The organism is Rahnella sp. ATs2, assembly GCF_051851855.1.
GTDB lineage: Bacteria > Pseudomonadota > Gammaproteobacteria > Enterobacterales > Enterobacteriaceae > Rahnella > Rahnella variigena.
On sequence record NZ_JBLYPL010000002.1, the window covers coordinates 249,439 to 261,922 of the forward strand.

General features: G+C 51.4%; 10 protein-coding genes. 3 read left to right on the plus strand and 7 right to left on the minus strand.

The genetic code is table 11. The annotated features are described in order from the left end of the window. Positions 1-35: 35 nt before the first annotated feature. Together frsA and gpt are read right to left on the minus strand one after the other, a co-directional pair. Entirely contained in the window at positions 36-1,286 is a 1,251-nt protein-coding gene (gene frsA, locus ACJY2G_RS02845) for an esterase FrsA (protein ID WP_112290916.1), read from the minus strand. 177 nt (positions 1,287-1,463) lie between these two features. Then, positions 1,464-1,922 carry a xanthine phosphoribosyltransferase gene (gpt, locus tag ACJY2G_RS02850; protein WP_112290918.1) on the minus strand — a complete coding sequence of 153 codons (459 nt, stop codon included), beginning with the start codon at positions 1,920-1,922 and terminating at the stop codon, positions 1,464-1,466. A 293-nt stretch (positions 1,923-2,215) separates the two neighbouring features. On the opposite strand from gpt, the gene pepD reads away from it, so the two are divergent. Then, positions 2,216-3,676, plus strand: a complete 1,461-nt coding sequence (gene pepD / locus ACJY2G_RS02855) for a beta-Ala-His dipeptidase (RefSeq protein WP_120163195.1) — start codon at positions 2,216-2,218, stop codon at positions 3,674-3,676. Between the two features lie 134 nt (positions 3,677-3,810). Here the strand turns inward: pepD and dinB are convergent, their stop codons facing one another. Then, on the minus strand, positions 3,811-4,869 hold the full coding sequence (gene dinB, locus ACJY2G_RS02860; protein ID WP_430320279.1) for a DNA polymerase IV: 1,059 nt from the start codon (positions 4,867-4,869) through the stop codon (positions 3,811-3,813). A 281-nt stretch (positions 4,870-5,150) separates the two neighbouring features. Between dinB and dpaA the strand changes: the two genes are divergently transcribed. Continuing rightward, entirely contained in the window at positions 5,151-5,876 is a 726-nt protein-coding gene (gene dpaA, locus ACJY2G_RS02865) for a peptidoglycan meso-diaminopimelic acid protein amidase (protein WP_112290549.1), read from the plus strand. On the opposite strand, the gene ACJY2G_RS02870 is transcribed toward dpaA, so the two are convergent. Both ACJY2G_RS02870 and lpcA read right to left on the minus strand, forming a co-directional pair. Continuing rightward, positions 5,847-6,614 carry a class II glutamine amidotransferase gene (locus tag ACJY2G_RS02870; RefSeq protein ID WP_112290550.1) on the minus strand — a complete coding sequence of 256 codons (768 nt, stop codon included), beginning with the start codon at positions 6,612-6,614 and terminating at the stop codon, positions 5,847-5,849. The genes dpaA and ACJY2G_RS02870 overlap by 30 nt on opposite strands. A gap of 140 nt (positions 6,615-6,754) precedes the next feature. Beyond that, the gene (lpcA, locus tag ACJY2G_RS02875; protein ID WP_120163197.1) at positions 6,755-7,333 is read right to left on the minus strand and encodes a D-sedoheptulose 7-phosphate isomerase; all 579 of its coding nucleotides are present in this window, start codon (positions 7,331-7,333) and stop codon (positions 6,755-6,757) included. 269 nt (positions 7,334-7,602) lie between these two features. Between lpcA and fadE the strand changes: the two genes are divergently transcribed. Further along, positions 7,603-10,071, plus strand: coding sequence for an acyl-CoA dehydrogenase FadE (fadE, locus tag ACJY2G_RS02880; RefSeq protein ID WP_430320278.1), 2,469 nt, complete (start codon positions 7,603-7,605; stop codon positions 10,069-10,071). 201 nt (positions 10,072-10,272) lie between these two features. Here the strand turns inward: fadE and ACJY2G_RS02885 are convergent, their stop codons facing one another. Together ACJY2G_RS02885 and ACJY2G_RS02890 are read right to left on the minus strand one after the other, a co-directional pair. Beyond that, positions 10,273-11,670: a carbohydrate porin gene (locus ACJY2G_RS02885; protein WP_430320277.1), complete on the minus strand. Its 1,398-nt coding sequence runs from the start codon at positions 11,668-11,670 to the stop codon at positions 10,273-10,275. 292 nt (positions 11,671-11,962) lie between these two features. Further along, complete coding sequence (locus tag ACJY2G_RS02890; protein ID WP_095923134.1) at positions 11,963-12,433, minus strand: DUF1456 family protein; 471 nt, start codon at positions 12,431-12,433, stop codon at positions 11,963-11,965. Positions 12,434-12,484: the final 51 nt, after the last annotated feature.

The window sequence follows — 12,484 nt, forward strand, 5'->3', positions numbered from 1 at the left end:
TTTTAGCAAAACGTTAGGAATTAGCAACCATTAAGTTAACGCATATGCTTTTGCAACCACTCACAAATCTCATGCAAAGCCTTGTCAAAATGCTCATAAAGCGGCTCGTTCTGAATCGGTAATAGCTTGCCTTCAGATGAAGAATCCGCAATCAATCTGGCTTCCGCCTTCGGACTGAATATGTCGTTCTCCCAGTACGCGGCCAGCATTGGCGTCGGCGTTCTGCGCCCCAGCAGCCCCTGCATTTTCAGAGAATATCGATTAAGTTCGGTCTTGAGCGCCGAATCCGACGCGCTCGACATCCCCAGCCGGCTCGCCAGCACATCCATATACATATCGGGAACCTGTTCCTGACATTTCGGATCGCTGAGCAATGAATGCACCAGCGCGCCCAATGTGGCAACGGCACACACACGGCGCGGTTCGAGATAGGCCAGACGCACAGCGACGTTCGCGCCAAAACGATAACCGAGCAGGCTGACACGGCTGGCATCGACCCACGCAACATCGGCAAGCTGGTGCAATACCTGCTGATGCAGGAAGCTGGTGTCCTGGGTGAGTTTCCACTTCGACGAGAACCCGATCGACGGCATGTCGATGGTCAGCATCGCAATGCCCATCGGCGCCAGATAAGAACGGAACAGACGCTGATGGTCACTTTGCAAGGTATCCAGACCGCCGCACACCATGACAGTCGGGAACGGCGCTTTGCCTTCATTCGGCAGGTGCAGGAAACCGGTGATCGGCGCGCCGCCCGGAATTTTGAATTCGATCTCTTTGAGAGAATACGGCGAATGTTCTGACGATTTCTCAAAGGCTTTATTGGCCAGTACTTCTGACTGTTCCGCCAGCGTATCGCCTTTCAGATGCGGATACCCGGCGATGCTGTAAAGGTTCGCCGCCTTCAGCCAGTATTCGCTGGCCAGGTTTGGATCTTTTTCTTCTGCGGCTTTTTGCTGCCACGCCATCGCCTGATTTGACCATTCGTAAACCCAGTTGCCGTTACGGTAGCCAATGACGGTGTCCAGCAGCAGCGGATCGCTGTGCTCGGCTTTGGAAACTGCAATCCGCGACAGCACTTCTTCGACTTCTAAAGGATCGACACCCCGCCACATCCACATCAGGCGGTTAATGGTTCTGTACCAGCAATTTACCGTGTCGCCTTCCAGCGCAGTGTGCATCGGCGGGTGCGTATTATGATGATGAACGCGACGAACCAGCGTCGAAGTTTCCGGATATTTAAAGGAAGGTTTAAACAGTTTTTCCGTAAGGTTGGCTGGAGCCATGATGCAAGATCCTCCGTTAGCAAGCAGCAGGTCGCCCGCAGGCGATCATTTCTGGACGGGATTATAACCCGACCACGTTGCGACAAGTGAGGGGTGAGGTCAAGCGGAAAGGATTTCAAGTCAACAAAAGCAAAACGCCCGGCAATAAGCCAGGCGTTTATAAACACTAAGGGAAAATTACTTACCCACTAATGGAGGCACAAAGATGACCCCCATATCCCACGGCTGTTCGATCCAGGTGTTCTGCGGAATGTCGATGACGTAATCATCGACCAGCGGTGCGCCAGCAGGTTTGGCGAAGATGGTGATGAAATGTGCTTTCGGGTACATTTCGCGGATCGCTTTCGCAGTGCCGCCGGTATCAACCAGATCGTCGATTACGATGAAGCCTTCACCGTCGCCTTCTGCGCGTTTCAGCACTTGCATTTCGCGCTGATTATCATGGTCATAGCTGGAGATACACACGGTATCGACATGGCGGATGCACAGCTCGCGAGCCAGCAACGCTGCAGGGACCAGACCGCCACGGCTGACGGCAATAATGCCTTTCCATTGTTCTGCCGGCAGCAGGCGTTTAGCCATGGTGCGGGCGTGGATTTGCAGCATGTCCCAGGTTACAACGTATTTTTCGCTCATAAAGGTGTCCCAGCCAGTGAATTAACGGCTTCTAAATAAATAATGGGGGGAAAAAAGGTTGCGCGAGATTATAGTGAGTCCGTCTCACAAAAACCAGCGATTATCTGGTCAAAGCGCCCCAAAAAACCCGGAATTTCTCCCCGTCCCCGCGCACAGGTTAAGATTAAGTGATATTCTGTCAGGCCACTCGCCACACAGTCTGGCGGGGATTACTTAACCTTAAACCTACAGCATCTCAATCAGTTCCCCTGCAAACGGAGCCTGAATGAGCTGACTGTTACAGGAGACTTATAGTGTCTGAACTGTCTCAGCTTTCGCCACAACCGTTGTGGGATATTTTTGCCAAAATCTGTTCAATTCCGCACCCTTCTTATCATGAAGAAGAACTGGCAAAACACATCGTTGAATGGGCACAGGAAAAGGGTATCCACGCTGAGCGTGATGAAGTCGGCAACATTTTGCTGCGTAAACCGGCCACGAAAGGCATGGAAAACCGCAAAGCCGTTGCCCTGCAGGCGCACCTCGATATGGTGCCGCAGAAAAACAACGATACCGTTCATGATTTCACTAAAGATCCGATCCAGCCTTTCATCGAAGACGGTTGGGTAAAAGCCCGCGGCACCACGCTGGGTTCTGACAATGGCATCGGCATGGCGTCCGCGCTGGCAGTTCTGGCTGATGACAGCGTAGAGCACGGTCCGCTGGAAGTGCTGCTGACCATGACCGAAGAAACCGGCATGGCAGGCGCATTCGGCCTGCAACCAGACTGGTTACAGTCTGAAATCCTGATCAACACCGATTCTGAAACCGAAGGCGAAATCTACATGGGTTGCGCCGGCGGCATTGATTTTACCGCCACACTGCCACTGAGCCGTGAAGCGGTTCCGGCTGGTTTCACCACGCTGAAGCTGACCCTGAAGGGACTGAAAGGCGGCCACTCCGGCGCTGATATCCATTTAGGTCTGGGTAATGCAAGCAAATTGCTGGCGCGTTTCCTGGCAGACAACGCCGAGACACTGGGCCTGCGTCTGCTGGATTTCACCGGCGGCACACTGCGTAACGCCATCCCGCGTGAAGCGATTGCAACTCTGGCAGTGGCTGCGGATAAAGCAGACGTACTGAAAGCAGCAGCACAGGAATTCCTGGCGACCATTCAGTTTGAACTGTCAGCGGTTGAGAAGAAAATTGCTCTGGTGGCAGAAGCGGCTGAAAGCAACACGAAAGCGCTGACCGCGGAAACTCAGGGTAAATTCCTTGCCCTGCTGAACGCGACGCCAAACGGCGTGATCCGCATGAGTGATGACGTGAAAGGCGTGGTAGAAACCTCGCTGAACGTCGGTGTTGTCACCATGAAAGATGACGAAGTAGCGATCAACAGTCTGATCCGTTCTCTTATCGACAGCGGCAAAGAATATGTGGTCAGCATGCTCAATTCACTGAGTGAACTGGCTGGCGCGAAAAGTCTGGCAAAAGGCAGCTACCCTGGCTGGAAACCTGAGCCAAGCTCACCAGTGATGACGCTGGTGCGTGAAACTTACCAGACGCTGTTCAATAAAACCCCGAACATCATGGTGATCCACGCCGGTCTGGAATGCGGTCTGTTCAAAAAACCGTACCCGGATATGGACATGGTTTCCATCGGGCCAACCATCACCGGCCCGCACTCGCCGGATGAGCAGGTTGAAATTGCCAGCGTCGAGCTGTACTGGAAACTGCTGACGGCCCTGCTGAAAGCGATTCCTGAACGCAGTTAATACTCGATCGATCCCCTAAATCATTCGGGCTGTATTAAGGCGGCAACTGAGTAAATCCCCGGGAGCATACACAAGTATGTGACCGGGGTTTGCGAAGGCAGCCAACGCAGAGACAGTTTGAAGGATGACGGGGATCATTCCCAGGGAAGAAGAAGCTGCCGCTCGATTTGGGGATCTTGCAACGTCACATGCAACCCCACCAGCCTGACTCCCCTTCCGCCGCGCCGCTGTTCCCAGGCATCACGCGCGACTTTCAGTAAATCTTCTTTATTCAGCACCGGCCACACGTGCTCCTGCGTGGTCTGCTGGAAATCATGAAATTTGAGTTTTACACCCTGTCTCGCAATGCGCAGATCCGGACTGACGCGGCTTAAGCGCGTTTGCAGTTCGGGGTACAAACGTTCGATCAGCGCCACGCACTCTTCCCAGCTGTGAATATCTTCGGCCAGCGTACGTTCCACACCGACGGATTTACGCAACCGCTCGGGGGAAATCTCACGCTCATCAATCCCCTGACAGCGTTCCCACAACACGCGTCCAAACTTGCCAAAGCGTTTGAGCAGTTTCACCAGATCGTAACGCTGTACATCACCGCAGGTGATCAACCCCTGCTCCTGCAACCGCTGGGCGGTGACTTTGCCGACGCCGGGGATTTTGCTCAGCGGCAAATCTTGTAAAAACGCGTCCACTTTATCGGGCGTAATCACAAACTGGCCGTTGGGTTTATTCAGGTCTGAGGCGATTTTTGCCAGAAATTTTATCGGCGCAATGCCCGCAGAAGCCGTCAGATTGATTTCATCGAAAATGGCCTGGCGAATTTCAGCGGCGATAAGTGTGGCGGAACCATTGCATTGGGTGGCGTCGGAAACATCCAGATAAGCTTCGTCGAGTGACAACGGTTCGATCAATGGCGTATAACGCGCGAAGATTTCACGAATGTGGTTTGACGCTTCTTTATAGGCGTCCATTCTGCCGGGAATGACTTTCAGATGCGGGCAAAGTTTCAGAGCCATGCCGGTAGGCATTGCACTGTGTACGCCAAATTTGCGGGCTGGATAATTGGCGGTACTGATGACGCCACGGCGGTCACGACTGCCGCCGATAGCGATTGGAATATCGCGCAGGGTAGGATCGTCGCGCATCTCGACGGCCGCGAAAAAGCAGTCCATATCCACATGAATGATTTTACGCATAGCCCTCCCCCAATGACTGTATAAGTATACAGTTGAGTGCGGAGATTTCCAACACAGAAAATGTTGGTTAATTTCGCTTAATTAATCACCATTCATGGCAAGGTAATAAATTTCCGATTGTGAAATTCATTATTCATTATTTGGTGATTGCTAAAAAATTAATCAGTATTAATATGGCATCGTTTCAGACAGGCAGTACATAAGAAGAAAATCAGTGGCGGTCTTACAGGCAGTTCCGCTGTAGACACAATAATCGACATTATTACCAAGCAGGATTTAGAATGATCAGAATCGCGCTGTTTCTTGCGATGCTCCTCAGTTTGCCTTTATTTACAGCAAATTACGCCGTGGCCAGCGATGCTGTCCCGGTCAACGCGACGCTTAAAAAGCAATTGTTAGGCGCTCCGGTTTATATCCAGATCTTCAAACAAGAACGTAAACTCGAATTGTATGCCCAACTCGACGGCGAATTTCGTCTGATCGGCAGTTACGGCATCTGCGATTTTTCCGGCGGTTTGGGAAATAAACGTCGCGAAGGTGATTTCAAAAGCCCGGAAGGTTTCTACAACGTGGATATTCACCACCTGAAACCTGACAGCCGCTTTTATCGCGCCATTAACATCGGTTTCCCCAATGCTTACGACATCTCGCAGGGCTATTCAGGTAAGTATCTGATGATCCACGGAAACTGTAAGTCTATCGGTTGCTACGCCATGACCGACGGCTACATGGACGAAATCTTTACCTATGTGCAGGCGGCATTCCAGTTCGGGCAGCGTAATCTGCAGATCAGCATTTATCCGTTCAAAATGACCGATGCCAACATGAAGGCGCACAAAAACTCAAGCTACTACAGCTTCTGGAGCCAGTTACAACCGGGATATGCGTACTTTGAGAAACACCATCAGCCACCGAATGTTGTGGTCACTGACGGTAAATATGAAGTGCTGCAACCGTTGTCTAACACCCCGCTGTCCTCACAGCTGGCGTTCGCCCCGATGAAATAACGCGAACTCACCTGGGGCAATCTTGTTCCAGGTTTCGTTTGCGGTCAGCGGTTGCGTGGCAATCACGGTGACGACATCATTCGGTGTCGTCTGCTGCTGAAAATCAATTTCCACATCCTGATCCAACAACGTTGCCTTTCCGAAAGGCGCCCGCCGCGTGATCCAGTGCAAATTCGTCGAGCAGTATGCCATCACGAAATTACCGTCCGACAGCAACATGTTAAACACCCCTTTCTGCCGTAACTCATCAGCCAGCGACGCAATATAGCGAAACACCGGCGGCCAGCTTGCAGGGCGGCGCGGATAACGTTGGGTGAGTTTATGCAGCAACCAGCAAAAAGCGTATTCACTGTCTGTCTGACCGACAGGGCGCAACGTGCCGGTATCCAGCTGGCGGTAACCGCGAAGCTGGCCGTTGTGCGCGTAAGTCCAGTTGCGTCCCCACAGTTCGCGGGTGAACGGATGGGTATTTTCCAGCGCCACTTCGCCACGGTTTGCCTGACGAATATGAGAAATCACCGCGCAGGATTTGATCGGATATTCCTGAACAAGGCGGGCAATGGGCGAATTAAAACTTGGCGTCGGATCTTTAAAAGTACGACAGCCATTGCCTTCATAAAAGGTAATGCCCCAGCCGTCTTTATGCGGACCAGTCCCGCCACCGCGCTGCACTAATCCACTGAAACTGAAACAAATATCAGTAGGGACGTTAGCGCTCATCCCGAGCAATTCGCACATCACCTGCCTCCTTTTATTATTCTTATAATGCGCTGCACTCAGGAAAGACAAAGCGAAATCTGGCGAAGAAGCGGAGTTTACATAGAGTAAATGAGCATTCTGAGCCAGATTTCAACGCCGTATTACCCACGTGCGGCGAATTATTTTGCCATCTCTTTTTCGATCAATAAGATCAGGATATGTATCACTTTAATGTGGATTTCCTGCACGCGGTCAGCGAAACCAAAGTGCGGAACGCGGATTTCCACGTCGGCTGAGCCGTCCATTTTGCCGCCATCTTTACCGGTCAGGGTAATGACTTTCATGCCTTTAGCGCGGGCAGCTTCGATAGCTTTGATCACGTTACCAGAATTGCCAGAAGTGGAGATCCCCAGCAGAACGTCACCTTTCTGGCCAACGGCTTCCAGATAACGGGAGAAAATGTATTCGTAACCGAAATCGTTGCCGACGCAGGAGATGTGGCTGACGTCAGAAATGGCAATCGCCGGATAGCCCGGACGATTTTCACGATAACGGCCGGTCAGCTCTTCCGCGAAATGCATGGCGTCACAATGTGAACCGCCGTTGCCGCAGGAAATTACTTTCCCACCCGCTTTGAATGAATCTGCCAGCAGCACTGCTGCACGTTGAATAGACTCAATATTTGCCGGATCGCTGATGAATTTATTCAGCGTATCAGCAGCTTCGTTCAGTTCAGTACGGATAATATCCTGGTACATAGCAGCCTCTTTTATGTCCATTTGCAGCCGGTTTACGCACGGCCGATAGCAATAAAACGTTCCGCTGTGCAGTTTAACGGAAAGCCGAAACAGCGAGAAGCAATGAAGCGGTAATGATTCCGATAGTTTCTGTTTTTGACGCTTCGTGCGGCCGGTTTGTGAGCTGTGTTGTAATTAGTATGTAAACACATTGATAAAGAAATGAGCATGAACTAAAACCATTGTATCCCTACAACAGGTCAGACCTCCTACTACTCAGGAGCTTTACTATGATGGTTCTTAGCATTGTTGCATTTGTCGTGATCCTTGGTGCGTTGTTCTACCACAAGGTCAATCTTGCCCTTAGCAGCCTGATTTTACTGGCGTTTACCGCTGCCATGGGTGCCATTAATTTGTGGACGTTATGGCTTCTGGTGCCGCTGGCGATCATTTTGCTGCCGTTCAATATCCCTGCCCTGCGTCGTTCATTGTTCTCAGCCCCTGCCCTGCGCACCTTCCGTAAAGTGATGCCTGCCATGTCACGCACGGAAAAAGAAGCTATTGAAGCCGGAACGACCTGGTGGGAAGGCGATCTGTTTGGCGGTAAGCCTGACTGGAAAAAATTGCAGGATTACCCTGAACAGCAACTGACCGAAGAAGAGCAACACTTTATTGACGGGCCGGTTGAAGAAGCCTGTCGCATGGCGAATGACTTCCAGATAACCCATGAACTGGCAGATTTGCCGCCGGAACTGTGGGCGTATCTGAAAGAACATCGCTTCTTCGCGATGATCATTAAGAAAGAATACGGCGGCCTGGAATTCTCCGCTTACGCTCAGGCGCGTGTGTTGCAAAAACTGGCCGGTGTATCCGGTATTCTGGCGATCACCGTCGGTGTGCCGAACTCCCTCGGCCCGGGCGAATTGCTGCAACATTACGGCACCGAAGAGCAGAAAGATCACTATCTGCCGCGTCTGGCCGAAGGTCTGGAAATCCCTTGTTTCGCCCTGACCAGCCCGGAAGCGGGTTCTGATGCCGGTGCTATTCCGGATTTCGGTATCGTCTGTAAAGGCCAGTGGCAGGGGAAAGAAGTCCTCGGTATGCGTCTGACCTGGAACAAACGCTACATCACGCTGGCCCCTATCGCCACCGTGCTGGGTCTGGCGTTTAAACTGAAAGACCCCGATCACCTGCTCGGCAACGAAACTGAACTGGGCATTACCTGTGCGCTGATCCCAACCGACACCGCCGGTGTCGAAATTGGCCATCGTCACTTCCCGCTGAACGTGCCGTTCCAGAACGGTCCGACGCGCGGCCACGATATTTTCGTGCCGATCGACTACATCATTGGCGGCCCGAAAATGGCCGGTCAGGGCTGGCGTATGCTGGTGGAATGTCTGTCTGTCGGTCGTGGTATTACCCTGCCGTCTAACTCCACGGGTAGCCTGAAATCTCTGGCGCTGGCGACCGGCGCATATGCCTATATCCGCCGTCAGTTCAAACTGCCTATCGGCAAAATGGAAGGCATCGAAGAACCGCTGGCACGCATTGCCGGTAACGCTTATGTGATGGACGCCGCTGCAACCCTGATTACCAACGGCATTATGCTCGGCGAAAAACCGGCGGTGCTGTCGGCTATCGTGAAATACCACTGTACTCACCGTGGCCAGCGCGCCGTGATGGATGCGATGGATATCACCGGCGGTAAAGGCATTATGCTCGGCACCAGCAACTTTGTGGCCCGTTCTTATCAGGGCGCGCCGATTGCGATTACCGTGGAAGGTGCCAACATTCTGACCCGCAGCATGATCATCTTCGGTCAGGGCGCGATCCGCTGCCATCCTTATGTTCTGCGTGAAATGGCGGCCGCTGAGAAAAACGATCTGGTTGATTTCGACCGTGCGCTGTTCGGGCATATCGGCCATGTCGGCAGTAATAATATGCGCAGCTTCTGGCTCGGTCTGACCGGCGGTCGCACCAGTGACACACCGGTTAACGACAAAACGGCGCGTTACTACCAGCACATCAACCGTCTGAGCGCTAATCTGGCGCTGCTGTCTGATATTTCCATGGGCGTGCTCGGCGGCAGTCTGAAACGTCGCGAACGTATTTCCGCCCGTCTTGGCGATATCCTCAGCCAGATGTATCTGGCGACGGCGACGCTGAAACGTTATGACGAAGAAGGTTGTAACGAAGCGGATTTACCGCTGGTTCACTGGGGCGTGCAGGATTGTCTGCATCAGGCTGAAGTGGCTATCGACGATTTGCTGCGTAACTTCCCGAACCGTTTCGTGGCGGGTGTGATGCGTCTGGTGATTTTCCCGCTGGGGCTTTCACATGCCGCACCGTCTGACCGTCTGGATCACGAACTGGCGCGCATTCTGCAGCTGCCATCTGAGACCCGCAGCCGCATCGGTCGTGGTCAGTATCTGACGCCAAGCGAGCACAATCCGGTCGGTCTGCTGGAAGAAGCGTTGCAGGATATTCTGGCCGCTGAGCCGGTTCACAAACGTCTGTGCGAAGCGATGGGTAAAAAGCTGCCGTTCACCCGTCTGGATATTCTGGCGCAAAAAGGTCTGGATGCTGGTCATCTGAGCGCTGATGACGCCCGAATCCTGAGCCGTGCGGAAGAAAGCCGTCTGCGTTCCATTAACGTCGATGAGTTTGAGCCGGACGCCCTGGCTGCGCAAAAACCTGAAGCGGAGAAAGACAGCGTAAAAAAGGCTGAGGCGAAACCCCGCCACACCGAAGCTGCCTGATTTAACGGTTAAGTCATAAAAAAGCCTGAGTGTTTACGCACTCAGGCTTTTATTATTTATGAAGATACACACGTATTACCCTAAAGGATTCAGGTTGCAGGAAGGCGGCAAGTAAACGCATCCCCAGGAACATAGATAACTATGTGACTGGGGTAAGTGCGCGAAGCCAACGCATCTGCAGCCAGAATTATGATGGGTAATTTAGAAGTAGTATTTAAAGCGTACCCGCGCCCCATACCTCTGGTCACTGTCATCATCGCTGCTGTAAGTTTTATCCGCTTCCAGCATGGAGATGTACGCGCCCAGGTAGACGTTGAAGTTTTCCATGTTCATGACGTTCGGGATCAGGTAGCTGGCGTGAACGGTATGGATGTCGTAGCTGCCCGGCTCATCGAACCAGTCATCGTCATAATCGGATTCGCGAATGCCACTAGTGTTGAAGTCTTCAATTTTGTTGTGCGCGTAGATGTAACCCAGTTCGAAGTTTTTCCACAACGCATTGGCACCGACGGTGAAGTCTTTCTCATCCGACGCATCCATATACGCCGTGCTCAGGTTTGCTACCACGCCATTTTCCGGGTCAGCTTTCTGGCCGTCCCAGGTCATTGTCATACCGTAACCATTACGTTTGGACTGATCGACGAATTCGTTTTTATCGTTGGTGTAACCATACGCGTTGTTCACCACGTTGGTTTCCATTGCCGCCGCAACCGAGAAGGCATCCCCCTTCCAGGCAATGATCGGGCGCAGATAGGCAACGTTTTTGTCATTCTCAAGTTCGTTGCCATGATAGTTTTGCTCGGCAAACAGCGCTGAACCGTTTTCCAGCAAGGTATTCAGCTCGAAATACCAGTTGCCGATATTTTTATTCAGCATGATGTTGCCGCCGCTGTCACTACGCCCGCGCCCTTCTTTCATCATGTACACATAGCCATAACCGTCGGCGTACAGGTCGTTGGCGGTATTCCCGGAGTATTCGATGAAAGTATCCTGATTAAGCGGGAACATATCGTAGGCTTCGAAACGACCGATTTTTGCCATCCAGTCTTTTTCCTCACCGAAGAAGAAGGCAGCATCATCAAGATTCATCGAGCCATTCAGGTCAGCCGTTGGCTGTACAGAGAAACCAGAGAACTGGCCATTATCATTACGGCGATAACCATCCAGACCGATTAATAACCGTCCGTTAACATCCCAGCGTTCATTATTTCCCGGTTTCCAGTTTTTATTATCACTGGTTCGCACAGAGGTTAATTGCCCTGTACGACTTGCGCCGTCGACATTAAATTCCACATCGCCATACAGTTTTAAATTATCGAATCCATTAAGTGTTAATAATTTGTCTTTCGATATTCCATCTTTTTTAACTTCAACAGGATTAGCTTCTTTGACGATAGCAATTTCCTGTTCGCGTTTGATGTCCTGATGTTTGAGCTGCTCAATTTGCTTTTCTGCCGTTTCTGCTCGCGTCTCTGCCTGCTGCAGACGCTGTTCGAGTTGCGCCATGCGGGCTTCGAGACTGCTTTGAGACGCCGCGGCGACCGAAGAACCCGAAACGGCAAATCCAACGAACAAGGCCAGCGCTTTAATTTTTGTCATAATAAGATATCCTTTTCACTATAAAATTTAACCGCTGCCTGTCAATTAACAGCGGTGTTTTATTTTTTTTAAAATAGTGCCCAGAGGTATTACGGCGAGGGATGAAGATAGTTTCCGGATTAATACTCTGTCAAAAATAAACTAAAAAAACGTGAAGTGAGAAAGGAAATAACGAAATTCCGCAATTACAGAATCAATAAACGTAAAACGGGAGCCTTTTTTGAGGCTCCCGCTTATTATTCACTAATGAAGTATTCTCTGTGAAAATATTTATTTCATGAATACTTTATATTCAGCCTTTCTTAGGACGGACTTTCGCCGTCAGCCCTTTCAGGAAATAACGCATTACCTGATCGCCGCAAGGACGGTAGTTTTTGTGGCCTTCCTTGCGGAAGAACGCACTCAGTTCGCCTTCGGAGACTTTGAAATCTGCCGCAGTCAGCACGGAAATCATGTCTTCGGTTTTCAGCTCAAACGCCACGCGCAATTTTTTCAGCATGATGTTATTGGTCAGACGCTTTTCTACTTCCGGCGCAGGGAAGCGATCGTCTTTACCACGTTTGAAGGTGATCAGGCCATTAAGGAAGTTTGCCATCACTTCGTCTGGCACTTCCATGTAGCCTTCTTCGTCTTCTTTTTTGAGGTAGCGCGACATCACTTCTGGGCTGACAGGCGTACCGGTCGTTTTAAGGATCTCAATCAACTGACCTTCGCTCAAATCCAGCATGTAGCGCACGCTGCGCAAGACATGGTTATGCATCATAATTCTGTATTCCTGTTAAAAGTAAACCGAGGAAATGCCACCGGGTTTACC